This is a genomic window from Streptomyces sp. NPDC002730 (assembly GCF_042888805.1).
Taxonomy (GTDB): domain Bacteria; phylum Actinomycetota; class Actinomycetes; order Streptomycetales; family Streptomycetaceae; genus Streptomyces.
This window is the reverse complement of the sequence record NZ_JBIAQG010000009.1, coordinates 394,168-416,614: the sequence shown is the minus strand read 5'-3', so window position 1 is coordinate 416,614 and position 22,447 is coordinate 394,168. Positions and strand designations below refer to the sequence as shown.

At 68.3% G+C, this 22,447-nt stretch carries 27 protein-coding genes; 4 read left to right on the top strand and 23 right to left on the bottom strand.

Going from position 1 to position 22,447, the window contains the following annotated elements; all coding sequences use genetic code 11:
* Positions 1–81: 81 nt before the first annotated feature.
* Positions 82–1,926, bottom strand: coding sequence for a transketolase (locus ACFYXH_RS24645; protein ID WP_389566725.1), 1,845 nt, complete (start codon positions 1,924–1,926; stop codon positions 82–84).
* Between the two features lie 477 nt (positions 1,927–2,403).
* Between ACFYXH_RS24645 and ACFYXH_RS24640 the strand changes: the two genes are divergently transcribed.
* Positions 2,404–3,222: a VOC family protein gene (locus ACFYXH_RS24640; protein ID WP_389566722.1), complete on the top strand. Its 819-nt coding sequence runs from the start codon at positions 2,404–2,406 to the stop codon at positions 3,220–3,222.
* A 140-nt stretch (positions 3,223–3,362) separates the two neighbouring features.
* Here the strand turns inward: ACFYXH_RS24640 and ACFYXH_RS24635 are convergent, their stop codons facing one another.
* The 14 genes from ACFYXH_RS24635 to ACFYXH_RS24570 form a co-directional block, all read right to left on the bottom strand.
* Positions 3,363–3,740, bottom strand: a complete 378-nt coding sequence (locus ACFYXH_RS24635) for a DUF2795 domain-containing protein (RefSeq protein WP_389566719.1) — start codon at positions 3,738–3,740, stop codon at positions 3,363–3,365.
* Between the two features lie 249 nt (positions 3,741–3,989).
* A complete protein-coding gene (locus ACFYXH_RS24630) occupies positions 3,990–5,225 on the bottom strand; it encodes an aromatic acid exporter family protein (RefSeq protein WP_389566716.1) in 1,236 nt (411 codons plus the stop codon).
* Positions 5,226–5,289: 64 nt separating this feature from the next.
* Positions 5,290–5,538 (bottom strand): DUF5133 domain-containing protein, encoded by a 249-nt coding sequence (locus ACFYXH_RS24625; protein ID WP_389566712.1) that lies wholly within the window; start codon positions 5,536–5,538, stop codon positions 5,290–5,292.
* A gap of 151 nt (positions 5,539–5,689) precedes the next feature.
* Positions 5,690–6,295, bottom strand: coding sequence for an HAD family hydrolase (locus ACFYXH_RS24620; RefSeq protein ID WP_389566709.1), 606 nt, complete (start codon positions 6,293–6,295; stop codon positions 5,690–5,692).
* A gap of 33 nt (positions 6,296–6,328) precedes the next feature.
* Positions 6,329–6,607, bottom strand: coding sequence for a gas vesicle protein K (locus tag ACFYXH_RS24615; protein ID WP_389566706.1), 279 nt, complete (start codon positions 6,605–6,607; stop codon positions 6,329–6,331).
* The gene (locus ACFYXH_RS24610; protein ID WP_327327759.1) at positions 6,604–6,801 is read right to left on the bottom strand and encodes a gas vesicle protein; all 198 of its coding nucleotides are present in this window, start codon (positions 6,799–6,801) and stop codon (positions 6,604–6,606) included. The genes ACFYXH_RS24615 and ACFYXH_RS24610 overlap by 4 nt, the downstream gene beginning before the upstream one ends.
* On the bottom strand, positions 6,798–7,565 hold the full coding sequence (locus ACFYXH_RS24605; protein WP_389566702.1) for a GvpL/GvpF family gas vesicle protein: 768 nt from the start codon (positions 7,563–7,565) through the stop codon (positions 6,798–6,800). The genes ACFYXH_RS24610 and ACFYXH_RS24605 overlap by 4 nt, the downstream gene beginning before the upstream one ends.
* Positions 7,562–7,900, bottom strand: coding sequence for a gas vesicle protein (locus tag ACFYXH_RS24600; RefSeq protein WP_389566699.1), 339 nt, complete (start codon positions 7,898–7,900; stop codon positions 7,562–7,564). Before ACFYXH_RS24600 ends, ACFYXH_RS24605 begins: the two co-directional genes overlap by 4 nt.
* Positions 7,897–8,910 (bottom strand): SRPBCC family protein, encoded by a 1,014-nt coding sequence (locus ACFYXH_RS24595; protein WP_389566696.1) that lies wholly within the window; start codon positions 8,908–8,910, stop codon positions 7,897–7,899. Before ACFYXH_RS24595 ends, ACFYXH_RS24600 begins: the two co-directional genes overlap by 4 nt.
* On the bottom strand, positions 8,903–9,490 hold the full coding sequence (locus ACFYXH_RS24590) for a DNA primase (protein WP_389566693.1): 588 nt from the start codon (positions 9,488–9,490) through the stop codon (positions 8,903–8,905). Before ACFYXH_RS24590 ends, ACFYXH_RS24595 begins: the two co-directional genes overlap by 8 nt.
* The gene (locus ACFYXH_RS24585; protein WP_389566690.1) at positions 9,487–9,732 is read right to left on the bottom strand and encodes a gas vesicle protein GvpG; all 246 of its coding nucleotides are present in this window, start codon (positions 9,730–9,732) and stop codon (positions 9,487–9,489) included. Before ACFYXH_RS24585 ends, ACFYXH_RS24590 begins: the two co-directional genes overlap by 4 nt.
* 3 nt (positions 9,733–9,735) lie before the next feature.
* Positions 9,736–10,452 (bottom strand): GvpL/GvpF family gas vesicle protein, encoded by a 717-nt coding sequence (locus ACFYXH_RS24580; protein WP_389566687.1) that lies wholly within the window; start codon positions 10,450–10,452, stop codon positions 9,736–9,738.
* A complete protein-coding gene (locus tag ACFYXH_RS24575; protein WP_362691364.1) occupies positions 10,449–10,877 on the bottom strand; it encodes a gas vesicle structural protein GvpA in 429 nt (142 codons plus the stop codon). The genes ACFYXH_RS24580 and ACFYXH_RS24575 overlap by 4 nt, the downstream gene beginning before the upstream one ends.
* A gap of 50 nt (positions 10,878–10,927) precedes the next feature.
* Complete coding sequence (locus tag ACFYXH_RS24570; protein ID WP_389566684.1) at positions 10,928–11,236, bottom strand: gas vesicle protein; 309 nt, start codon at positions 11,234–11,236, stop codon at positions 10,928–10,930.
* Between the two features lie 150 nt (positions 11,237–11,386).
* Between ACFYXH_RS24570 and ACFYXH_RS24565 the strand changes: the two genes are divergently transcribed.
* The 3 genes from ACFYXH_RS24565 to ACFYXH_RS24555 all read left to right on the top strand — a co-directional run bounded on the left by ACFYXH_RS24565 (position 11,387) and on the right by ACFYXH_RS24555 (position 13,945).
* Positions 11,387–11,593, top strand: coding sequence for a hypothetical protein (locus ACFYXH_RS24565; RefSeq protein WP_385302958.1), 207 nt, complete (start codon positions 11,387–11,389; stop codon positions 11,591–11,593).
* Between the two features lie 49 nt (positions 11,594–11,642).
* The gene (locus ACFYXH_RS24560) at positions 11,643–12,668 is read left to right on the top strand and encodes a PHP domain-containing protein (RefSeq protein ID WP_389566681.1); all 1,026 of its coding nucleotides are present in this window, start codon (positions 11,643–11,645) and stop codon (positions 12,666–12,668) included.
* A gap of 464 nt (positions 12,669–13,132) precedes the next feature.
* The gene (locus ACFYXH_RS24555) at positions 13,133–13,945 is read left to right on the top strand and encodes a VOC family protein (protein ID WP_389566678.1); all 813 of its coding nucleotides are present in this window, start codon (positions 13,133–13,135) and stop codon (positions 13,943–13,945) included.
* A 140-nt stretch (positions 13,946–14,085) separates the two neighbouring features.
* On the opposite strand, the gene ACFYXH_RS24550 is transcribed toward ACFYXH_RS24555, so the two are convergent.
* From ACFYXH_RS24550 to ACFYXH_RS24515, 8 genes are all read right to left on the bottom strand, one after another.
* Positions 14,086–15,507 (bottom strand): cytochrome P450, encoded by a 1,422-nt coding sequence (locus ACFYXH_RS24550; RefSeq protein WP_389566675.1) that lies wholly within the window; start codon positions 15,505–15,507, stop codon positions 14,086–14,088.
* Positions 15,508–15,510: 3 nt separating this feature from the next.
* Positions 15,511–16,599: a terpene synthase family protein gene (locus ACFYXH_RS24545; protein WP_389566672.1), complete on the bottom strand. Its 1,089-nt coding sequence runs from the start codon at positions 16,597–16,599 to the stop codon at positions 15,511–15,513.
* Positions 16,600–16,606: 7 nt separating this feature from the next.
* The gene (locus ACFYXH_RS24540) at positions 16,607–16,762 is read right to left on the bottom strand and encodes a hypothetical protein (protein WP_389566670.1); all 156 of its coding nucleotides are present in this window, start codon (positions 16,760–16,762) and stop codon (positions 16,607–16,609) included.
* 195 nt (positions 16,763–16,957) lie between these two features.
* Positions 16,958–19,753 carry an ATP-binding protein gene (locus ACFYXH_RS24535; protein ID WP_389566667.1) on the bottom strand — a complete coding sequence of 932 codons (2,796 nt, stop codon included), beginning with the start codon at positions 19,751–19,753 and terminating at the stop codon, positions 16,958–16,960.
* 181 nt (positions 19,754–19,934) lie between these two features.
* The gene (locus ACFYXH_RS24530) at positions 19,935–20,201 is read right to left on the bottom strand and encodes a DUF4235 domain-containing protein (protein ID WP_389566664.1); all 267 of its coding nucleotides are present in this window, start codon (positions 20,199–20,201) and stop codon (positions 19,935–19,937) included.
* Positions 20,201–20,632, bottom strand: coding sequence for a DUF3618 domain-containing protein (locus ACFYXH_RS24525; protein ID WP_389566661.1), 432 nt, complete (start codon positions 20,630–20,632; stop codon positions 20,201–20,203). The genes ACFYXH_RS24530 and ACFYXH_RS24525 overlap by 1 nt, the downstream gene beginning before the upstream one ends.
* The gene (locus ACFYXH_RS24520) at positions 20,629–21,048 is read right to left on the bottom strand and encodes a phage holin family protein (RefSeq protein WP_389566658.1); all 420 of its coding nucleotides are present in this window, start codon (positions 21,046–21,048) and stop codon (positions 20,629–20,631) included. The genes ACFYXH_RS24525 and ACFYXH_RS24520 overlap by 4 nt, the downstream gene beginning before the upstream one ends.
* 151 nt (positions 21,049–21,199) lie before the next feature.
* Positions 21,200–22,273 carry a YihY/virulence factor BrkB family protein gene (locus ACFYXH_RS24515; RefSeq protein WP_389566819.1) on the bottom strand — a complete coding sequence of 358 codons (1,074 nt, stop codon included), beginning with the start codon at positions 22,271–22,273 and terminating at the stop codon, positions 21,200–21,202.
* Positions 22,274–22,447 lie beyond the last annotated feature (174 nt).

Here is a 22,447-nt window from a genome sequence, read left to right as displayed (position 1 = left end):
GGGCCGGCTGCCTCTCGTACTCGAAGTCGTCCTTTACCCAAAATCGTCCTCCACCCGAAGTTGTCCTTCGCTACAGCTGACTCAGCGCACCACAGCTTCTTCCACCAGCAGCCGTACGGCGGCCGCGATCGACTCCGCGTCGATTCCGGACGCGTGCAATTGCTCCTCCGGCTTAGCCGATGCGGGCATGTTCTGGACGGCGAGCCGTACCAGTCGCGGTACCGGGCGGCCGTCCGAGAAGACTCCCGCCACCGCGTCGCCGAGGCCGCCCTCGGGGCGGTGGTCCTCCACCGTCAGCAGACAGCCGGTCTCGTCGGCCGCCTTCTGCAGCGTCTCCGCATCGACGGGCTTGACGGAGTAGAGATCGACGACGCGCAGGCCGATGTTCTCCCGGTCCAGCAGCTCGGCTGCCGCGAGCGCCTCGTGGACCGTCACTCCGGCGGCGACGACGGTGACACGGTCCCGCTCCCCCGAGCGGAGCACCTTGGAACCGCCCACCGGGAACTCCTCGTCCGGACCGTAGACGACCGGCATCTCGCCCCTGCTGGTGCGCAGATAGCTCACATTCGGCAGGTCGGCCATGGCCTCGACGAGCCGGGCCGTCTGGTTGCCGTCGCACGGGTAGAGCACCGTGCTGCCGTGCACGGCACGGAACATCGCCAGGTCCTCAAGACCCATCTGGGACGGCCCGTCCTGGCCGATCGCGACCCCCGCGTGCGAGCCGACGAGATTGATCGAGGCGCGGCTGACGGCTGCCATCCGTACGAAGTCATGGGCGCGGGTCAGGAACGCCGCGAACGAGGAGGCGTACGGGACGTATCCCCGTGCCTGCATCCCCACAGCCGCCGCGACGAGCTGCTGCTCCGCGATGTAGCACTCGAAGAAGCGGCTCGGGTGTGCCTTCGCGAAGTATTCGGTACGCGTCGAGTCGCTGACCTCCCCGTCGAGCGCGACGATGTCTCCGCGCACCGAGCCGAGTGCGGCGAGCGCCTGTCCGTACGCCGTGCGGGTGGCGACCGAGTCGCCGGTGTCGAAGCGCGGCATCTGAAGGTGCACGCCGCGGGCGCCTTGCAGCACCCGTCCCGCGGGCGGGGACTGGACCTCCACCCGGATGAAGCGCGGCCCTCCGAGTTCCTCGATGGCCGCGTCCGCGTCCGGCAGCGGTTTGCCGTGCATGCCCTCCCGGTCCTCGACGGTGGAGACGCCGCGTCCCTTGTGGGTCCGGGCGATGACCGCGGTGGGCCGCCGGAAGGTGGAGCGGGCTTCCGCCAGCGCCGCGTCGACGGCGGCGACATCGTGCCCGTCGATCTCGATGGTGTGCCAGCCGAAGGCCTCCAGCCGCCGCGCGTAGGCGTCGAGGTCCCACTCGTGGCGGGTGGGCCCGCGCTGGCCGAGCCGGTTCACATCGATGAGCAACGTCAGATTGTCGAGACGCTCGTACGCCGCGTGCTCGACGGCCTCCCACATGGATCCCTCGGCCATCTCGCTGTCGCCCGACAGCACCCACACCCGGTAGGGGATCTGGTCGAGTTTCTTGCCCGCCAGCGCCATGCCGACGCCGATCGGCAGACCCTGCCCGAGGGACCCGGTGGCCACGTCCACCCAGGGCAGCCGGGGCGTCGGATGCCCTTCGAGGCGGCTGTCGAGACGCCGGAAGGTGAGGAGCTCCTCGTCGTCGACGACGCCCGCCGCCCGGTAGAGGGCGTACAGGAGCGGCGACGCATGCCCCTTGGAGAAGATCAGCCGGTCGTTGCCGGGGTGCTCCGGCCGGTCGAAGTCGTAGCGCAGATGGTTCGCCAGCAGGACGCCGGCCAGGTCCGCGGCGGACATGGAGGACGTCGGATGCCCGGAGCCGGCCGCGTCCGCGGCGCGGACAGCGTCCACGCGCAACTGCTGGCCCAGTTCCGTCAGTAGTTCGGTTCGCATGTCACTCCTCCTTGACGGTGGGATCCGGGACCCAGGACACGGGCGAATCCGTACCGGGACCGCCATCCGCGGGGCCCGTCATGCGTTGGCAGGGGAAAAAGAGGGCTACGGGCGGGGACCGCCGTCCGCGCCCGGAGCTGATGATTCCTCCCCATTTATCCCATGGCCGCTCGGTCGATTCGTCGAGTCCCCTGCCCGGACACAGCCAAACCTGCCGTTCCACGTCGAGGCATGGGGCGGGCGACTTCGGGTACCGCGCTGGGGCAGCGTGCATCTCGCTGCCGCAGAGATCGACGATGCCGCCCGCGCGCGTCGTGACCTGCAGGCTCGTGAAGCATCCGGCGCGCAGGAGGCGGAGCGAGCGCGCCCTCGCGGCTCGCGAGTACCTCGCCTCCGGGGCACGATGAGGAACGAACCCGATTTCCCCTTTACTCCCCGTGACGCGCTGAGAACCATTCGACCGGGACACCGAGTGTGATGGACAAGGAAACGAGAGCGGCCAAGTCCGCAGCAGCTGCAACCTCGAGCGCCGCCGCTTTCGGCGCGCCCTGCTGGGTCAGTCTCATGGCCCGTGACCTGGAGGCTGCCCAGGATTTCTACGGAGCGGTCCTGGGGTGGCGCTTTCGCAAGGGCAGACTGGGCGACCAGTTCAGCGTCGCCTTCCACCAGAGCACACCGGTCGCCGGTATCGGGGCCCTGGCACCTCAGCTGCAGATCGCCGTCGCATGGACTCCGTACTTCGCCGTCACCGATACGGATGAGGCAGCAGCACGTATCCGGGAGCGCAGCGGCACGGTCGCGGTCGGTCCGCTCACCTTCTCGCTGGGGCGCGGGGCCCTGGCCTCCGACCGGGACGGCGCCGTTTTCGGTATCTGGGACGGCGAGCTCATCCCCGACTGGCACAGCTGGCGCAAGCGCACGCCCACCTGGCTGAGGCTGCGGACCCGGAACGCATTCGAGGCCGCCATCTTCTACGGTGAAGTGCTCGAGTGGGCGTGCGAACGCCCCGGCTCCTGCGAGGTCAGCTACGAGGAGGACGAGGTCGTCCTGCACAGCGACGGGCACGTTCTTGCGCGCCTCAGCTCGGGGGCGGAAGAAGCCGTGCCGGATCCCATGATCCAGCCCCGCTGGCACATCCACTTCCCGGTCAAGGATGTGGACGCCACCGCGGATGCCGCCGTCAAGAACGGCGGCTTCGTGCTGGTCCGGCGGTCCACACCGCATGGACCTGAGACGACGCTGTGCGATGCCGACGGCGCTCTTTTCACGGTCACCAGCCGTCAGTTCCTCGAGTGACGTTCCCCGGCTGATTTGCGCCAAGTACGCGTGTCCGAAGCGCAACGTCTTTGCACGGGCGGCCCCCACTCCCGGGCCGCCCGCACACACTCACCGGCCTCCGTCCGGCCGGGAAGCGCCGACTTACGCCCTGACAGCAGCTACGACCGGCGCGACACGGCGTTCACGATTTCCCGCGCGCTGCCGTACGCCCCGTCCGCCGGCAGGCCGTTCACCAGATCGATCAGTCGGTCCGGGGCGTGGCGCTCGCTCAGAGTGTGCACCAGGTCCCGGCGCTTCGCCGGGAAAGCCGCGCGGCCCAGGTGACGGGCCAGCTCAACCCTCAAGTGTTCATCGGCTCCCAGCGAGCCCACCGCAGGCACCGGGCCCGACGCGATCTCCGGGTCGTCATCGGCGCCCGGCTCCGGGTCGTGCCATTCCTCTACCCGAGTGGGGTGTCCTGAACGGAGCAGTCCCTGCAATTCGTGCTTCATCTCGTCGTCCTTGCGGACACTGAGGCGGTCGCTGCCTCGCTGCATGTCTCCTCCTCGCTCGTGGGGACTGTGCACGTACCCGATCCGTCCTCCCTGACACAGGCAGTGGAGGAGCGGAATGCACAGTTCCAGCATGCGGCTCCGGCGCAGCACGTTGCCATGCAGTTCAGCCGGGCACGTGCGCTTCCCCGAACACTGGACGCCGCATTGCAGGCGACGGCGTGGATGAATCCGGTGCGCGTACCGGCCGGCCTGCGACGCCCACGACCCGCTCGTTCGAGGTGATGGTCCCGGTCAACGGGCCGCGCTGCGCCTCGACCGCTTGTCGCGCACCCATCGGCGTACGGCGGCGAGCTGAGGGTGCCGTTCGCGCTGTTCGCGTGCGCTGCGGTCCAGCTCTTCCATCAGGCGCTTGGAGCGTTGGGCGATGTCCAGCTCTGCCAGGATCCGGTCGATCTCCGTGAGCAGCGCGCCAAGAAGCTGCCAGTGGCGCGGGTGCCGCTGAACACCCTCAAGCAGCAGCTCCGCCGCCCTCTCGCGGGCCGCGGCGGCCGCGGCGAGCTCGCCGGCCAGCCTGGACTCCGCCGCATCGGCGCTCTCACTCACCTGCGTGGTCACCAGTACGGCGAAGCTGACGAGGGCGTCGGCGACGTGGGCCAGCAGTTCCTCGAGGGCGACCCCCTCCTCCGGCGGGAACAGATCCTCCTCACCGCGCGCCTTGGCGAGGTCGGTCATCGTGCGGGCAAGTACCCGCAGAACCACCGCACAGATCTCCAGGGTGTCGAGCCCGGTGCGCAGCACCACTCGACGCAGCAGTCCTTCCTTCACCCGCGGATTCAGCCGAAGGCTGTCCTCGGCCTGGCGCAGCGCCGCGTCGACGTCGGCAATGTCGTGGTCGAGGCGGCGTGCTTCATGGAGCCGGGCGGCGGCGCGCTCCACGGTGGTGTGGCTGCTCAGTTCCTCCCCGATGCGCAGAAGCAGCCGGCGCATCCGCCGGGCCAGGTCCTGGATGGAATCACCGGCCGGCCCCACCCAGACGGGAGGCACGAGCAGAACGTTGAACAGGAGGCCCACCCCCGCGCCGATCAGTGTCTCCAGCACACGGTCCCATGCGGTGTACGCAACCCGGCTCACGCCGAGCACGAGCATCGCGCTGATCGCGACCTCCGGGACGAACTCACCGACGCGCACCAGACGCCCCACCACCAGGGAAGCCAGGATGATCAGTCCCAGGCTCCACCACGTCAGGCCGACGAGAGCGCTGAAGCCGCTGGCGATCAGAACACCGGCGATCACTGAGTTCACTCGGCGGATGCCGGTGGTGAGAGTGGAGTAGAGAGTCACCTGGACCACGAGCAGCGCGGTGAGGGGAGCGGTGAGGGGAGCGGGTTCGCTGGTCAGCCACAGGGCAGCGACGTAGGCGAGCGTCGCGGCCGCCGTCGAACGCAACGTCTGGACGACGGCGGCGTCCCTGCGCCGGCTGACGAACTCGACAATCGGCTCTCTTACTGGGTTAAGAAGATCAGGCACCCCTTGGTCCTTCCCGCGCTCGAGCGGGCCAGACGTAGTCCAGCTGTCTGGCCCGCCGCCGCGGTCAGTGTTTCCCCGGCGCCGCGCGTTTCTTGGCGGGCCCGTGCTTCGGCCGGCCTCGCGCGACGTAGCGTTCCGCAGCGAGCACGGCTTCTCTGGCCGTGCGCTCTCCCATCAGTACACACAGGGTGTAGGCGGTGTCCTCGAAGCGCATGCGCGCTTCACCGTCGTGGGGGGCGGCCAGATAGAGGTGCTCATGTGCCCGGTAGCGGGCCATCAGTCCGGCGATGACAGCGAGGTCAGGCATCAACATCAGTGCCCTCCTTGAGTGAAAGCACCAGCGGGTGCGCACCCAGCGGTCAGTCCGGGCCAGTGTTACCCGGGGCAGCGACAACCGCCATTCGCGTGACTACCCTCAGTGAACACCCCAGGCCAGAGCCGGAGCTGGACCCGCTCAGGTTTCGCTACTGGAGCTGCGCGAGGGGGCTGCCTTCGAGCTGCTCCAGGAGAGCAGCAGGACCCTCGTGGACCGCTGACGCGCCGGCTTCCTCGAGCTCGGCGCGGGAGATGCCTCCGCAGAGAAGACCCAGGCACGTCACGTGTGCCTGGGTCGCGGCCGCCATGTCCCACCGTGAGTCGCCGACGAACACCGCGCGCTCGGCGGGCGCCCCGGCCAGTTTCAGGGCATGCTCAACCGGATCGGGAGCGGGCTTTCCCCTCTCGACGTCGTCGGCACTGGCCGTCGCGCTGATGGCGTCGTCGGCGTCGATGGCGCGTCGCAGCGCGGTGAGTTCCGCGCCCCCGGCGGAGGTGACCAGGACGACCGTCCAGCCATGGTCGGCCAGGGCCCGCAGCAGGTCCCCTGCCTTCTCCTGCGGCGGCAGCCGGTCGGAGTACGTCCCGTACAGCGCCTTGTGCGCCTTGCTGATGACGTCGTCCCGGCCGGTGTCCCGGCCCTCCCCGAGCAGATGCGCGATCAGGTCACCGCCGGGCAGTCCGGGCGCCCGATGAATGTCGTGCATCGCCACCCGGTGCCCGGCCTGCCGGAAGGCTTCCCACCACACCGTCACATGGAGGTGGCCATGCTCCGGACTCCGCTCCCCTCACCTGGGGAGCAGCGGCCCCAGCGGCCCTAGGTCGATATTGAGGTCTTCGGGCTCGAGTCCGAACTTCTCCCTCAGGACGTCCATCCGGTCCTCCAACAGCATCAGAGTGAGCCCGATCCGCTCCTCCTGGTCCTCCGTCAGGTCCCCCACGTCCACGCGGCGCAGTGCCTGCCGCTCCATGAGCTGGCGCAGCAGCTCCACCACCGTCAGAACCAGCTTCGCCAGATCGCGTTCGACAGTGTCGGTGTCCAGGTCGACCCTGCGCCTGCTGCTCATCCGGGCTCCTCCCAAGGGGATGCGACCCGGGCGTTCACCGAGCTGACCAGCGCCTTGAGGTCGATGCGTACGAGATCGACGTCGGCGATCCGCAGGGTGACGTCGCCTGCGATCACGACACCGCCCGCGAGCAGTCTGTCGAGCAGGTCGACCAGCGCGATTTCGCGATGGGCCAGCGGCGCCGGGGCAGTCATCGGTCCCCCACCACCTCGCCCGTGAAGGAGTACGGGGCCCACGGGCCGGTCAGCTCAACCCGTATGCCCGGCTCGTGCGGTCGCAGCTCGTCCAGGCTCTCGACGAAGACCGCGCTCTCCTCGCGCGGAACGAGATAGGCCGCGTTGAGGACATTGTGGCCGGCTGCCCCGGAGAGCTGTGCCTGCTGCGGGCGGTGCAGCCTCTCCGCCTCCGCATGACGGGACAGCTTCTCGTGCAGTCGCCGCGACACCGCGTCGGCGCGCTCCCAGATTCCTTCGTTGGCGCGGCGCTCCTGAAGGCGCCTGCGCAGGTAGTCGCGGCCGGTCGATGCGGGGGCGGGGGCGGGGGACGCTGCTGCGGGTTCCGGCGTTTCCGCGTACACCTTGACGCCCCATTCGACGCGCCCGTCGAGCCTCTCCAAGGTGCGGACGAACCGGTCGTGGCCCGAGTCGAGCAGTCGTCGCACGCCGTCTTCGTCCCGGCATACGGTGGCGAGCCGCAGCGGCAGCGGACAGCTCAACGACGTGAGCGCCGCGATCACGGCCTGGTGGGCGTGAGCGGTCTCGGTCAACCAGTCGAGTTCCTCGAGATGGGCGCGGAGCGGGATCTCGTTGAAGTCGTCGGCGGACACCGCGGATACGACGGCGACCAGGTCGCCGTGGTGCAGCACATACGGCCGTGTGTCCGCGACCCCGCGGAGATCTTCGGCCAATGGCCCGTCGAATGGGTGGGTCACGGCGTACACATAGCGCAGCTCACTCATGCCGACTCCTTGCGCTCCTCACTGGTTCGATGAGCCGATTCCAGTTCCGCGATGCGGCGCTGCAATCGCTCGTTCTCCTCGGCCAGTTCGCGGCGGCGGGCACCGGAGGAGAGCGCCGGGTCGTCCTCCCACCAGTCGATCCCCATTTCCTTGGCCTTGTCGACGGAGGCGACGATCAGGCGGAGTTTGATCGTCAGCAGCTCGATGTCCAGAAGGTTGATGCGGATGTCGCCGGCGATGACGATTCCCTTGTCGAGCACGCGCTCCAGGATGTCGGCGAGATTCGCGCCGCCGGAACCGCCGTAGGGGTCTGGGAGCCTGCTTGCGGTGGTCATCGGCGCCCGCGGTTTCCGGTCCCGGCGTACTCGGCCTCGTCCTCCACCTCGGCCTCGTCCTCATCCACGCCCTGGTCCTCGTCGTCGGCCTCGGCCTCGTATTCGTACTCGTCTTCCGGTTCTTCCTCCGCTTCGTCGTCCTCGTACACGACCTGCTCGTCCCGCTCGTCCCGCTCGTCCTGCTCGTCCGCTGAGGCGTCATCGTCGCGGCGCACCACCTCGCCGTCCCGGATCTCGCCGCGCCACCCGTCTTCTGCCTCACCGCGCATCGAAATATGGCGGGCGAAGTTCTTGAGATCGAGCCGGGCGCGCCGGCCCTGGGCGCGCCAGAGGTTGCCTGTCCTCTCGAACAGCCCCTTGGGGTAGTACTCCAGGACAAGCAGCACCCGAGTCAGGTTCTCGCCCAGTGGATGGAAGGTGACGACACCGTTCGCACTTCCCTTGGCTCCCTGCGACGTCCACTGGATGCGGGTGTCCGGTATCTGCTCGGTGACGTGGGCCTGCCAGCTACGGCTCGACCAGAAGATCTTCAACTGCCAGTCCGATGTGGCGTCGTCGGCGATGCTCACGCTCTTGACGCCCCTGGTGAACGTGGAGAAGTCCTGGAAGAGTGACCACTGGTCGTAGGCCTCGCGCACCGGGACTCCGACATCGACGGACTCCATGATGACGACGGGCTTGCTCCCTCCCCTGGCCTTCTTGCGCTTTCCGCCGAAGCCCTTGAGGGTCTGGGTGACATTTTCCTTGATCCGCGAGGCCCCCAGTTCGGCTGCGCTGCGGAGCGGGCCCTTGCCCTGGGCGGCCTTGCGGCCGCCTTCCACAGCCAGCTTGGCGAGGCCGGGGCTGCGGCCCTCCGCGATGTCGTTGAGCTTGACCGTGGTACGGTCGAGGGTTCGGCCGACCGAAGTCAACTTCTGCTGGGCCTGCACGGCCAGGTAACTCAGCAGCTCCTCTTTCAGTTTCTGGGCAGCGGGGTTGTCTGCGCTCAGCAGGCTCGGTTTCTCAGCCATGGCTCCGGCCTCCCCTCGAGGTGGCCTTCTTGGCAGCCGCCTTCTTCGTGGTGCGCCGGCCGGTCGCGGTCGCCTTCTTGGCCGGGCTCCTGCGCGTGGGCGTCGTTTTCTGCGCCGTTTTCTGAGCCGTCTTCTGCGCCGTCTTCTTCGACCGCTTTCCCGACGTGGCACGTTCCTGCGGCTGCTTCTCCTCGTCCTCCTCCAGGTCCTCATCACCCTCGGCCCCGTCCTCACCGAGCACGTCGGGGGCAGCGCCGTCGATGCGGTCCTGCACATTCAACGTCCGCTCGTGCAAGCGGTCGGCGATCCCTTCGAGCTGCCGGTTGACCAGCGCCCCGGTGGCCGCCCTGCCCACCCCGCGCAGGTCCTCGCGCAGTTGGTCGCCTATCTCCTTGAAGTGCGGGTTGTTCTGCAGCTGTTGACTGACGAGGTCGCCGAGCGCCCTCGGGTTCAACTGCAGCCGCTTGCCGGCCACCATCGTGCCGATGGCGAACGCCAGCTTCGCCTTTCTCGTGCGCCCGAGCGCATACCCGGCGCCCACGGCGAGTCCCATCACCAGCCGGTTGTTCAGCTTGTTCATTGCTTCTGCTCCCTGTTCTGCATGATCTGCAGCCGCTCCAGGAGTTCGTCCTCGCGGCGGTCGAACTCGGCCTCGTCGATATCGCCCGCATCAAGTTGCTCCGCGAGACGGGCAAGTTCGGCCTGTATGGCCGACGGGTCGTAGTACTGCCGTTCCGCCTCGTCCACCACCTGTTGCAGCACCCAGACGGTGCCGCGCAAGGGAGCGACGGGCAGCAGCAACAGCTCTCCGAGCAGCCCCATCTCTCACTCCACGAAGCTGTACGGAGGGAGGGGTCCGGTCACGGTCAGTGCCAGGTGCGGCTGTTGCCTGCGCAGCTCGTCGACGGCGTTCAGGAAGTCGGCACCGCGTTCGCGGATCACGAGGAAGGAGAGGTTCATCAGCCATCCGGTGCTCTGCGGCCCGGCGCTCACCTCCTCGGCCGTTCCTTCGAGCGTCGCCCGCACCAGATCGGCGTCCAGGGTCTCGCGCAGCTGCACGGCGGCCGCAATGCGCTCGCCGAGCTGCATCTTCTGCTCGTGCGAAGTGCCCTGGGCGGTCCGGCCTGCCTCGGCCATGGCCCGTAGCCCGGGGTCGTCGGCGAGCACCCGGTGCAGGACAGCCTCTTCGTCGTGTGTGGCCTTGACGTTGTACTCAGTCTTGTCGTCGAGTGCGCTCAGCCGGTCGAGATAGTGGTCCTCACGTTCCGCGAGCACGGCTGTCAGTGTCTCGTCGTCCGGCGAGATACCACCGAAGCGCAGGGGCAGTACGGTGCCCTCCTCGCCCGCTTCGCGCAGCACGTTCTGGTGCGCCAACAAGTCCCGCCGCTTGGGCTTCAGGTCTTCGGGCGCATCGCTGACCAGAGCCAGGAGCCTGCCCTGCCTCAGGATGCGTACAGGCCGCGGTGGGTCGCCCACCCCGGTCGCCGTTTCCGGGAGGCTCGGGTGCGAACTCCGTGCGATGCCGTAGACATACGTACTCACTCCGTCTCCTCCTTCTTGCTGCGGGACGTCGTGCGCCTGGTGCGCGGCCTGGATTCGGCCTTCTCCTTCTCGTCGTCACGGCCCTGCCGGAACGAGTCCGAGATCTTCTCCGCGGCACCTTCCAGCACGCCCTTGGACTTACCGCGCGCTCCGGACTCCGTGATCTCGCCGACCAGATCGGGCAGACCCGGGTCCTTGCGCGGCCCGGCTTCGAGGTCGAGCCGGTTGCACGCCTCCGCGAAACGCAGATACGTGTCGACGCTGGCGACCACGATCCGGACATCGATCTTCAGGATCTCGATTCCTACGAGCGAGACCCGTACGAAAGCGTCAATGACGAGCCCACGGTCGAGTACGAGTTCCAGGACGTCGTAGAGGCCACTGCTGCCTCCACCCCTGCTCTGCTGTGCCGGCACAACAGTCATCGATACCAGTCCTCCTTTGTCGGTTTTCGGTCGACTGCGCGGCGGACCTGTTATTTGGGGTCGGCCCTGCCGCGCTCATAGCGGCGTACGCGTCGGTAGCCGGTCAGCTCGCCCTGGGCGTCGAGGGTCACCTCGTACGTCGCGAGGAGGCTTGTCGTCGTGGGGACGCGGGCCAGTTCGAGCACCTCGACCTCCAGCGACCAGCCGTCCTCCGTCCGGACGAACGACGAGACCGATTCGGCCTCCATGCCGGTGAGCTCCGTCAGCTGGCCACGCGCCTGCCGCAGCAGCTCCATCGGGCCCGGCCTGTCCGCCGCACTCTCGTTCTTCTTCGGTGTGTTCTCTGATGAATTCGCCATGGCTCCTCCCTTCTGCGAGTAGCACGAACGCGCGATTTCAAACACCAACTTGCGAGGAGCGGCGTCGAGTTGGCCATTCCGGACATGTATGGAGGTTTGCCTAGACGGGAGGGGGAACCCGGAGAGGAGTTCCCAGGAAAGGACAGGGCCATGGAACTCATCGCCGTGCTCGTTCCGATAGCGATGCTGGGCATCGTCCTCGCGCTCGGCCGCTATGAAGAACTACTGTTGCCGCCTCACGAGGAGGCGAACGTCGAGTACGCGACCGGCCGTCACATGCAGCCGCTCGGCGTGCCCTCGCTTCCGGAAGGCGCGACAGTGGAAGGAGCAGCCGGCGGCCGCCCGGGACGCGGGTAGTGCCCCGCGCCCGGCTCCGCGGTCGCCGTCGCGGTGCAAAGGAGCTGAGATGCACCCTGTGGAGGCGCTGGAACGGATCGCGTTTCTGCTGGAGCGCTCCCTCGCAGAGACCTACCGGGTCCGCGCCTTTCGCACCGCCTCCGCCGTGCTGGCTCAGATGACCGACGCCGAAATCCGCCGACGCGCGAAGGAGGGGTCACTTGAAGCCGTCAAGGGCATCGGCCCGAAGACAGCGGGTGTCGTACGGGAGTCGCTGGCCGGAGACGTACCGCTCTACCTTCAGCGACTGGAGGACGAGGCGTCCAAGCCGCTTGCCGAGGGCGGGACCAAGCTGTGTTCCCTGCTGCGCGGCGACTGTCATCTGCATTCGGACTGGTCGGACGGCGGCAGCCCCATCGAGGCGATGGGGCGGGCGGCGATCGCCCTGGGCCACGAGTGGGCCGCCCTCACCGATCACTCTCCCCGGCTGACCGTAGCGAGTGGGCTGTCCGCCGAGCGGCTGCGTGAGCAGTTGGAGGTAGTGGCGGAGCTCAACAGTCAGTGGTCCCCGTTCCGGCTGCTGACCGGCATCGAGTGCGACATCCTGTCGGACGGCTCGCTCGACCAGGAGCCGGAGCTGCTGGATCAGCTGGATCTCGTGGTCGTCTCGGTCCACTCCGAGCTGCGTATGGAGTCGGCGGCCATGACACGGCGCCTGGTCAAGGCTGTTCAGAACCCCTTGGCCGATGTGTTGGGCCACTGCACGGGCCGACTGGTCGCCGGCAAAAAACGGCCCGAGTCGCAGTTCGACGCGGACGAGGTCTTCGCGGCCTGCGCGGCCCACGGCACGGCCGTGGAGATCAACAGCAGGCCCGAGCGACGGGATCCCCCCAAGCGGCTGCTGCGCCAAGCGGTGGCTGCCGGAACCTGCTTCGCCATCGACACGGACGCACACGCCCCGGGGCAGCTCGACTGGCAGATCATCGGCTGCGCCCGGGCCGAGGAGTGCGAGGTGCCCGCGGAACGAGTGATCAACACCTGGAGGGTGGCGGACCTGCTCGACTGGACCGGATCCCGTGTGCGCCCGGCCTCCTGACCGGAAGCCGTTCGACTACCTGCTTCGACTACTTGCGGGCCGGTGCCCGACGCGGGCATACGGATCGGATCCCAGCCCTCGACGCCGGTAGCGCTGTGGGGAGTTCCGGCGGGTTTGGACTCCGGTGAGCCGCGTCGGCGAAGACGGACTCGGCCGACGACGGGCTCACCGAGCTCGGCGCCGGTCGAGCGCCGGCCCTCATCACCGTCACCCCGACGACGATGCCGGTCGTGCCGTTCCGTGGATGCGGGAACACTCTCCGTCGCGGCTGTCCGCGGTCGAAGGCAGGACCGCGGCCGGCGTCGTTTCGCTGGGCGGCCCGACGATCGAGCGCGGCCCGCCCGCCCGGAGAGACATCCGCGGCTCCGCTCCCAATAAGTGACCGCGCGGACGCTGCGCGTGAGCGAAACGAGATAGAGATATTCTGCCCGTGATGCCCCTATTCGACCGGGACGCTGAGTGCGATGGACAAGGAACCGACACGGGCCGCGTTCAGCAGGACGTCGAGCCACGATGTCTACGGCGCGCCCTGCTGGATCACTCTGCTGGCGCGCGACCTGTCACAAGCGCAGGCCTTCTACGGCGCGGTACTCGGATGGCAATTCCGGCGCGCCAAACTCGGGGACCAGTTCAGTATCGCCATGCTCGAGGGCATGCCGGTTGCGGGCCTCGGCACACCCGACCCGGCTCTGCGGGCACCGGCCGGCTGGACGCCGTATTTCGCGGTCGCCGACGCGGACGAGACCGCGGCGCGGATACTGGAGCGCTGCGCCACGGTCGCAGTGGGCCCGCTGACCTTTCCCGTCGGCCGTGGCGCGCTGGCCGCGGACCGGGACGGAGCCGTCTTCGGCATCTGGGAAGGACAGCTCGTCTCGGACTGGCTGAGCTGGCGCAAGAACGCGCCGGCCTGGCTGCGTCTGCGGACACGGGACGCGTTCGATGCCGCGATCTTCTACGGGCAGGTCCTCGACTGGGCATGCGAACGGCCCGGCTGCTGCGAGGTCGAGTACGAGAAGGAAGAAGTCGTACTGCGCCACGACGGGCACATCGTGGCCCGCCTGAGCTCCGGCGCGGTCGAAACCGCACCGGACCCCATGATCCGGCCGCGCTGGCACGTCCACTTCCCCGTCGCCGATGTGACCGCCACTGCCGAGGCGGTACGCCGTAACGGAGGCATGGTTCTCGGACAGCGCGACACTCCCGATGGCCAGGCAGCGACCGTGTGCGACACCGAGGGCGCCCCCTTCACGGTCACCAGCCGCACATTCCCCGACTGAGCCACCACCGTGCCCACCGCGCCGACTCCTGGCGGGGGCCGTCGCGGCGAGGAAGCTGCGCGAGCATGGCCAGGGTGATGTGCCGTGCGCAGCCCGAGGTGCCTTCGTTGCCCGGTTGGTGACGCTCCCGCAGTTCGGTGTCAGGGATTCGTGCGCCCCGAACCTGCCCCGAAGCGTCGCGGTTGGGGCAGCATGCAGAGGGGACCGGTGCCCAGGGCCGCTTCCGGCTTCGGCCGGATCGTCGTCCCGGGCACGGGCCGGAGCTGCCAGCGCGTGCTGATGGCGGCGAGAGCCAGGGTCGCCTCGGCCAGGCCGAAGGCGTCGCCGATGCATTTGCGGCTGCCGGCGCCGAAAGGCACCATCGCGCCATGCGGCACTGATGCTGCCCGTTCAGGAAGCCAGCGATCGGGGTCGAAGCAACCGGGATCGGGGAAGAGATCGGGATTGCGGCCGAGGACGTAGGGGCTGTACAGGACGATCGCGCCCGGCTTCAGCTGCTCCCCAGCGAGTTCAGTCTGGACGGTGACTATCCGGCTGAGCAGCCAGGCCGGCGGATAGAGGCGAAGGGTTTCGGTGACGACGCGTCGGGCGTAGTCCAGGGCGGGCAGGTCGGCAAAGGCCGGCAGTCGTCCAGCGAGGATGCGGTCGGCTTCGTCGTGCAACTGCTTCTCGATCTCGGGGTGTCGGCTCAGCAGGTGGAGGGCCCATGCCAGGACGCTCGCGGTGGTCTCGGTGCCGGCGATCAGCAGGGTCATGACCTGGTCGCGGATGTCGTCATCGGTGAAGCCCTCACCGCTCTCCTCGTCCCGGGCGCCGACCAGGATCGACAGCAGGTCTCCGTTGTCCGCCCCCGAGCGCCGGCAGCCCTGGATCGTCTCGTCGATGACTGCACGCAGCCTCTTGCGTGCCTGCTTGAAGCGCCTGTTCTCCGGGGTGGGAAGTCTCTCCAGGAGACCGACCGGCGAGGTCATCCGCCGGTAGATGCCCCGGAGGATGACGGGGAGACAATGCTGTACGTCGGCAACGGCACGACCTGCGATCGTGGTGGAGAACAACGTTCGCGTGGTGACCCGGACCGTCAGCGCATGCAGCGTGGCGCCGAGGTCGATGGCACGGCCTTCCTCCCATGAGCCGAGCATGGACTCGATCTCTTCGCACATCACTGCGGCGTACGGCGCCGTGCGGCTGGAGTGAAAGGCAGGCTGCACCAGTCGGCGCTGCAACCGGTGCTCCGCCCAGGCCGAGGTGAACAGGCCGTTGCCCACGAGGGGTCGGACCTTGTCGAACAGCGGGCCGCCCTTGTCGTAGGTGCGCGGGTTCAGCAGCACCTGCCGTACGAGCTCGGGGCGGCAGGCCATGTAGGCGCGCTGGGGGCCGAGACGGATCTCGACCAGGTCACCGTGCGCGGGCAGGGCAGCCAGGAACTCCAGCGGACGGCGCCGCAGAGGGATCGCATGGCCGAGAACGGGGAGCCGGCCGGGAGCCTTGCCTTTCGTCGGCGGCACAGCCATACCGGTCGTCGACAGCCGTGTGCTCGGCCGTATGCGTGCAGTCTCTGCCACTCTTCAGCTCCTCGTCAGGGACGGTGTCGCTGCCCGCGACCCGCTGCTCTCAACATTGGTATGGGTATCGGTGCTGGGCCGTGCCCGGAATCGGGTCACGGGTGCGGTGAGGCTGATCCAGCCCGAGGTGGAGCCGTCCCAGACATAGCCGTCGCCGAAGTAACGAGGCGTGAGGTACTCGAACTCCGCACTGCCACCGATCAGGTGGTCCAGGCCGTTCAGATAGGCACGGATGTCCGCGCGCGTTCCGTGTGGACCGTTCAACATCCGGTCCCGAGCCACGATGTAGGCCCTCTCGTGATGATCGACCAGCTCATGAAGCCGGTCGACGCACTGCTGCAGACCCAGTCCCCCACGCTCGATCAGCACGCGAACCACCGTCATCTTGTCGCCCTGAGCGTGCTCCTTGCGCCACGAGAGCAGGTCGTTGACGATGATCATCTGCCGCATACAGTGCGTGTGCACGTCCGCGAGCAGCCGATCGAGTCCGGTCATGTCGACGCCCGCCGCGTATTCGGTCATCAACCGGATGAAGTCGCAGCCGAAACTGTCCGGGCGCACGGTCATACAGGTCTCGTAGTCCGGCACCCGCTCCGTCAGCTTGAACCGGATCTCGGTGACGCATCCACGCAGAAACGCTTCGAGAGCACCGGCGAACCGTCGTTTCTGACCGGGAGAGAGCCCAGGGCTGATACGACGCCACAGCTCCTTGCCCGCTACGCCGTAGGGAAAGTCCTCTCTCCCGCCGCCGTCACCGTGGAAGTCGTCCATGATCTCGGCGAACACATCGCGGGCACTGGCCTCATCGGCTCCCAGCGCCGAACGGTCCGAGACGAAGCTGTCGATGACGGTGACGTACTGGTACCAGTCCGCGACATCGAGCGCCCGCTGCTCATCCGCGTACGGCACGGTCAGAGGCCCGTACAGTCCGTTGCGCTGGCGTAGGTAGCGCAGCAGGTCTTCCTCGCTCGCGAAGCAGTCGCCGAGCCGGCTGCGCACCCAGCCGTTCGACCGGAACTCGATCTGCGCTGCCTTGGGGTGGTAGGCCACCGGCAGCAGGCGAGGCAGCTCGGGCAGGAAGAATTCGGTCATGACGTCCTCACGGAAGCGGAAGCGCAAGCGGCGTGGGCGAGTTGACGCAGGTTTCGACGGCCGCCTCCGCGAAGGAGGCGTGGCCGAGGGCTTTCACGTCCAGCTCGACATCGGTGAGAGCCACCATGGTGTGGTCCTTCGCACCTGCCACAGCAGCGCGCATGGCCCCCCTCCGAGGGAGCGAGACGAGGAAGCAACAGCGAGCAAGTCAGGGCGGGGATCAGTCGCTCCCCCGTCCGTTCGCCCTGGATGCTTCACCTCTCGACGCATAGGGAAACCGACGATGCTGCCCCTGGCGCACCATGCCCCCACGATGTGGTGCACGGCATGGCGCGCGCGGGCTACCGTGCGCCGTTGACTACGCGGATGGTGCTCCGCTAAGCGGCTCGTGCCGCACCACATCCAAGCGGCGAGGCCTCAGCCCCGCCGCGACCAGCTCGTCGCGCGCCCGTGCCGCAAAATCCCCGGCCCCGCACTGACCGGCCAGATCCACACCACGGTGCAGAGGCTCGGCCGCTTGCGAGAGAAGTCCGGCACGGCGCAAAGCGGTGCCGAGCTCGACGAGAACGCCCGCGAGTTCGTACGACGACGGCGACAACTCCAGCGTAGTGACGGCACGCCGCAGCAGAGCAATTCCCTCGGGCCCGTCCGTCACCCGGGCGAGCACTGACAGAGCCTTCCCCACTGCCGTGGCCGTACCGAAGCGCTCGGCGCGGCGCAGTGCCTCCTGCGCCAGATCCAGCGCCCGCCCAGCATCCGTCGTCCGGGTAGCCAGCGCGAGTTGGGGCAGCCACGGGCACCAGGCCGGATTACGCATTCCGCGCCGGTCGAGGCGGCGGCCCACCGCGGCCAGCTCTTCAGCGGCCTCCTTGTCCATACCCCGGGCCAACAGCAGTTCGCCATGGACAGTCTCGGCGTCGGGAAGCGTCACGGCCGACGGGAACGGCTTGCCGAACCGGCGGGCGACCGCCAGCTCCTGGGCAGCCGCGGTCTCTCCGCGGGCCATCAGGATTTCGATCAAGGTGGCCATCGCGTACCACTGCGCATGAATGCCCGCGGGCCCCAGGCGGTCCGCGAGTTTCAGCCCGGCGCGTACAAGGTCCTCGGCGTCGGTGAGCTGACCTTTCCAGAACCGGATGTAACCGAGCAGGCTGTAACCGAGCGAGAGATGCACCCCGCGCCAGCCCTGCTGTTCGTACTCCGCGATGGCTCCCGCGTACAAATGCTCCGCCCGGTCCGGGCGGTCGCAGTACAGGAAGGTGAGGGCCACCAGCGACGGGACTTCGAAGCCCCATCGCTCGTCCGTCCAGCTCATCCCGCCGGAACCCAGCGCCCGCTCCGCGAACTCCACCGCGGTTGCCGCCGGTTCGCCGCGCACCATGGCATCCCATGCGCGCAACCCGTAGAGGTAGCGCTCGGTCTGGCTCTCGCCGGACAGCCGCTGCGTGAGGTGGCTGAGCCGACGGGACAGAGCCGGGGCTTCCCGGTCGTCGGAGGTGAACGCGGACATCCTGAAGTGCTCCATGAGCATGCGAAGTCGTTCTCGCGAGTCCGTGGCCGTACGGAATTCCTCCATCGCCAGGTCCGCCGCCTCCGTGAGCCGGTCGCAATGCGACAGCGCCCGCCCGAGACGGATCACGATGCTCTGCCGCAGTGCCGGCTGCAGATCCGGCTCCTCCAGCGCAGCCCGCAAATGGTTGACCGTCACCGCCGGATCGTGCAGGAGTGCCGGGGAACCGAGTTCGTGCAGCACCGTGGCCCGCAGTCCCGCGGGCGGAGGCTCGCGCAGGGCGCGGCTCAGGCAGCGCCGGGCAGCGTCGGGAGCACCCCGGCGCACATACTCCCGGGCCGCGTCGCGTAGCTGCTCCGCCACCCAGACATCCCCCTCCGGCTGTGTCTCCAGCAGATGTCGAGCCGCCGCAGCCGGACCCTTGCCCGCCTCCACGAGCTCCCAGGCGGCCTTGCCGTGCAGTGCCACCCGCATCGCGGGCGGGATGGCCCGATAGACCGCCGTCGCAATCAGCGGATGGACGAACTCCGGCTTCATGCCGTACGTCAGAATGCGCTCGGTCCGCAGCGTATCCGTCGCTTGCGCGGCCTCGGCCGGTCCCTGCGCCGCCAGCGCCGCAGCCATGCTGAAGGTCGCCTCCGAGCCAAGGACGGCCACAGCCCAGGCCAGCCGCACCGCGAGCGTGCCCAGCTGCTCCAGCCGGTCCACCAGGCCGCCGCCCCTGGTCTCGGCAGCAAGGTCCCGCAACGCGCAGGCGTTCTCCCTCCCGGGGACCAGCTGACCGTCCCGTACCTTCGCCGCCAGCTCGACCGTCTCGAAGGGATTGCCACCGGTGACCAGCCAGGCTTCACGACAGAAGTCGTCGTCGGCCTCGGTGCCCAGCGCCTCGCGCATCAGATGGGCGACCGCGGCCGGCGTCAACGGCGCCAGGTCGAGCGGACCCACCCGGTTCCGCTCGACCATGTCGCTGAACGTCGTGGCTTCATCGGGCATTTCCTCCGCGCGGTACGCGACGACCAGAAGTACGGGCAGTTCCTCGACCCGTACGGCAAAGGAGGTCAGCCAGGCCAGGGACTCCGCGTCCGCCCAGTGCGCATCGTCGACGACCAGGACCAATGGGCCGCGCCGTACCGACACATGCGTGACCACCCAGTCCAGACCGTCCCGCACACCTTGCGGATCCGGCACCACGCCCTCCACGGCGGGACTCAAGCCGACACAAGGGCCTACGATGCCGTACCAGTCGCCCAGCAACTCCCGGCGCTCGCTCTCGGAGTACGAGGCCAGCAACGGCTGGAGCAACTGCCGCACCACATGGAAGGCCAGACTCCGCTCCTGCTCGCCGCCCTTCGCGAAGAGCCCTGTGCACTCCCGCTCCGGCGCAAGGCGACGCGCCTCCTCCAAGAGGGTCGTCTTGCCCGCTCCGGCCGGTCCTGTGAAGGCCAGCAAGCCACCACGCCGTGCTGAGGGGATCACCGCACCCGTCGTCGAACGGCCGCTCACGGCGTCCAACGCCGCCTTGACAATGACCAGTTCGGTATCTCGCTCAAGAGCTCGCGGCACGATCCGCATGTCCCGCTCGCGCTGCTCCTCGTCCGGTGCTGGACCTACGGCTCGCTGCGTGTCCGACCAATCCGTGGCCACCCGTTCCCCTCCTGGCACGACGAGCATGCACGTCGGCGACCCTGCCCTTGACGTAGCGTATCCCCCAAATCACCGTCAGCGAGAGGGCGGCGGCGCAGATACATCCTCATGAGTGGACACGCCATGACGATGTCCCGCTCCTCCGGCGCGTTGACACCCCGTGGATGCGGCGGTGTGGGGGTCAGCCGGGCCAGGTTCCGGTCAGGCGATGCACTGCGCCGGCGCCGCCGCGGTCGACCGCCGCCTTGACCGCGGCGAAGATCGCACCCTGCAGGCCGGCGGCGATCAGAACTTCCCGCCAGCTGCGATCTCTGTCAGTGGCGTCGGGAGCATCCTCGTCGTGGCCGGTGGCCTTCCACACCTGCTTGAAGACCGCGCCGGCGAGAGCACCGCTCGTGGCACCCAGCACCAGACCGACCGGCTTGTAGGCAATCTTGGACGCTTTCATCAGCTCTTCCTCCTGCGGCGGGCGAGGACGACGACGGCCAGGGCGGCTGCACCGGCGATGAGCAGCAGGTTGCGGTTGCCGCGCGCGACCTGCGCCGTCCGGCCGACCTTGTCGCGCACCGGCTCCGGGGTGTTGTCCTGGATCTTCTCTCCGAAGGCGTGGGCAGTCTCGGCCAGTTGCTGCTTGGCGTACGCGGCCTTGTCGCGTACCGCCTCCGGAGTCTTGTCCTGCGCAACGTGGAGGGCGTGGGCTGTCTTGTCCTGCACCTGACTCTTGACCCTCGCCGCCTTCTGCTGTGCCTGGGCCTTGATGTCGGCCTTGGCGGCCAGCGCCTCGACTGTCCGACCGAGTTCCTCGCGGGTTCCCTGCGCCTGCTCGCGCAGTGCTTCAGGGGTGGGTGTGGAGTCGTTGTTCCGGGACTTGTCCGTCATCGGTGTGCCCTCTCCTTGATCTCGGCGACGTCGTCCTTGACGCCCTCGATGGCTTGCTCGGGACTGGGCGGGGCGGCCAGGCTGATCTGCTTCTTGCCCACGGCGGCGAGCACGGTGGCCACCGCGAGGAGGACGGCGGTCACGGCCAGTGCCGAGATCCACAGCGGCCAGATCAGGTCCAGAGCCACGATCGCGGTGGCCGCAAGGGCCTGCAGGGCGATGAAACCGATCACGCCGGCTCCGCCGTACAGGCCGCCACCCCTCCCGAACCGTTTGCCCTTTTGCTGCATCTCCGCCTGCGCCAGTCGCAACTCCTGCCTCAGCAGCCGGGAGATCTGCTCCGATGCCTGCTTGACCAGGTCGCTCACCGATTCCTCGGAGTCCTGGCGCGGCGAGTGGTCCAGTGACCTGTTCATCGTCGTGACCTTCCGTTCGGTTCGTGCGCGGCTTGATCTCCACGGCGAGTACCCGAGCCCGGTCGGCCCATTCGGCCGACCACCGCCTCCACTGAGGGAGTCGCAGCGGTGTGCGGAGCAACGGCCGGGATGCGCGGTGAATGAGCTCGGGTCAGCGGTCGCCCATCTCCTTGCGTTCCTCATCGGTCCACGTGCGGGTGTCCCGCGGCTCCACGTAGGGCTCTTCCTCCTTGGGGTGGCCGCCGATGATCGCGCGTTCGCGGACCATCTCCGCGTCGAATTCCAGGCCGAGCAGGATCGCCAGATTCGTGATCCACAACCAGACCAGGAAAATGATCACTCCGGCCAGGGTCCCGTAGGTCTTGTTGTAGGAGGCGAAGTTCCCGACGTACAGCGCAAAGCCCGCCGAGGCGATCATCCAGATCACCAGAGCCAGGAAGCTCCCCGGAGTGATCCACTTGAATCCGCGACCCTTGGCATTCGGTGACGCCCAGTACAGGATCGCGATCATGATGGTGACCAGCACCACCAGGACCGGCCACTTGGCAATCGACCACACCGTCAGCGCCGTGCCCCCGATCCCCAGCGCCGTACCGACCTCCCGGGCCAGACCGCCGGTGAACACCACGATCAACGCGCTGACGCAGGCAAGGGTCATCAGCACCAGGGTGACGCCCAGCCGGACCGGAAGCACCTTCCACACCGGGCGGCCCTCAGGCACGTCATAGACGGCATTGGAACTGCGAATGAACGCCGCCACGTACCCCGACGCCGACCACAGCGCGACCAGCAGACCGACAATCGCCACCACCGAACCGGTGCCGCCGTTGCCCTGGAGCTGTTCGATCGCATTCGAGACGACATCCCGCGCCGGGCCGGGGGTCATCTTCTTGATGTTGTCCAGAACCCTTTTGGTCGCCGACTCACCGGCGATGCCAAGCAGCGAGACGAGGACCAGCAGCGCGGGGAAGAGCGCCAGCACCCCGTAGTAGGTCAGCGCCGCTGCACGGTCAGCCAGCTCATCGTCCTTGAACTCCGCCACTGTCCGCTTCAGCACCGCCCGCCACGACTTTTTCTGCATCTCTGTCGGATCATCCGGAGCGTCACGCTCCACCTGCGGATCCGGCCCGGGCCGGCCGCCGTCCGGCTCCGAATCCGCCCCACGAGCCGCACGCCGGTGCTCGCCATCCTGCCGACGTTGCTGATCCCGCTTGGGCTGCCACATTGGTGCCATACCGTGCGGGTGACCGCAAATCACTGTCCTGAAACCGGCGCCTGGTGCCTTATCCCTGGTGCCTGGGCGCGTGGCCTCCGGGGGGCGCCCGTAGGTGCTGACAGCGTCGCTTCGCCTGGAGAAGGTCCGGCTGATCCACCGGAAACGCCCTTGCCGAAGCGGGAC

Coding starts and splice junctions, on each gene's coding strand:
- ACFYXH_RS24530 (WP_389566664.1), bottom strand. CDS start 20,201: ATGAAAGCGTCCAAGATTGCCTACAAGCCGGTCGGTCTGGTGCTGGGT.
- ACFYXH_RS24590 (WP_389566693.1), bottom strand. CDS start 9,490: ATGAACAAGCTGAACAACCGGCTGGTGATGGGACTCGCCGTGGGCGCC.
- ACFYXH_RS24585 (WP_389566690.1), bottom strand. CDS start 9,732: ATGGGGCTGCTCGGAGAGCTGTTGCTGCTGCCCGTCGCTCCCTTGCGC.
- ACFYXH_RS24520 (WP_389566658.1), bottom strand. CDS start 21,048: ATGAACAGGTCACTGGACCACTCGCCGCGCCAGGACTCCGAGGAATCG.
- ACFYXH_RS24610 (WP_327327759.1), bottom strand. CDS start 6,801: ATGACTGCCCCGGCGCCGCTGGCCCATCGCGAAATCGCGCTGGTCGAC.
- ACFYXH_RS24600 (WP_389566699.1), bottom strand. CDS start 7,900: ATGACCACCGCAAGCAGGCTCCCAGACCCCTACGGCGGTTCCGGCGGC.
- ACFYXH_RS24625 (WP_389566712.1), bottom strand. CDS start 5,538: ATGTTGATGCCTGACCTCGCTGTCATCGCCGGACTGATGGCCCGCTAC.
- ACFYXH_RS24525 (WP_389566661.1), bottom strand. CDS start 20,632: ATGACGGACAAGTCCCGGAACAACGACTCCACACCCACCCCTGAAGCA.
- ACFYXH_RS24515 (WP_389566819.1), bottom strand. CDS start 22,273: ATGTGGCAGCCCAAGCGGGATCAGCAACGTCGGCAGGATGGCGAGCAC.
- ACFYXH_RS24595 (WP_389566696.1), bottom strand. CDS start 8,910: ATGGCTGAGAAACCGAGCCTGCTGAGCGCAGACAACCCCGCTGCCCAG.
- ACFYXH_RS24555 (WP_389566678.1), top strand. CDS start 13,133: ATGGACAAGGAACCGACACGGGCCGCGTTCAGCAGGACGTCGAGCCAC.
- ACFYXH_RS24545 (WP_389566672.1), bottom strand. CDS start 16,599: ATGACCGAATTCTTCCTGCCCGAGCTGCCTCGCCTGCTGCCGGTGGCC.
- ACFYXH_RS24640 (WP_389566722.1), top strand. CDS start 2,404: ATGGACAAGGAAACGAGAGCGGCCAAGTCCGCAGCAGCTGCAACCTCG.
- ACFYXH_RS24605 (WP_389566702.1), bottom strand. CDS start 7,565: ATGAGTGAGCTGCGCTATGTGTACGCCGTGACCCACCCATTCGACGGG.
- ACFYXH_RS24645 (WP_389566725.1), bottom strand. CDS start 1,926: ATGCGAACCGAACTACTGACGGAACTGGGCCAGCAGTTGCGCGTGGAC.
- ACFYXH_RS24615 (WP_389566706.1), bottom strand. CDS start 6,607: ATGAGCAGCAGGCGCAGGGTCGACCTGGACACCGACACTGTCGAACGC.
- ACFYXH_RS24575 (WP_362691364.1), bottom strand. CDS start 10,877: ATGACTGTTGTGCCGGCACAGCAGAGCAGGGGTGGAGGCAGCAGTGGC.
- ACFYXH_RS24540 (WP_389566670.1), bottom strand. CDS start 16,762: ATGCGCGCTGCTGTGGCAGGTGCGAAGGACCACACCATGGTGGCTCTC.
- ACFYXH_RS24570 (WP_389566684.1), bottom strand. CDS start 11,236: ATGGCGAATTCATCAGAGAACACACCGAAGAAGAACGAGAGTGCGGCG.
- ACFYXH_RS24560 (WP_389566681.1), top strand. CDS start 11,643: ATGCACCCTGTGGAGGCGCTGGAACGGATCGCGTTTCTGCTGGAGCGC.
- ACFYXH_RS24635 (WP_389566719.1), bottom strand. CDS start 3,740: ATGCAGCGAGGCAGCGACCGCCTCAGTGTCCGCAAGGACGACGAGATG.
- ACFYXH_RS24565 (WP_385302958.1), top strand. CDS start 11,387: ATGGAACTCATCGCCGTGCTCGTTCCGATAGCGATGCTGGGCATCGTC.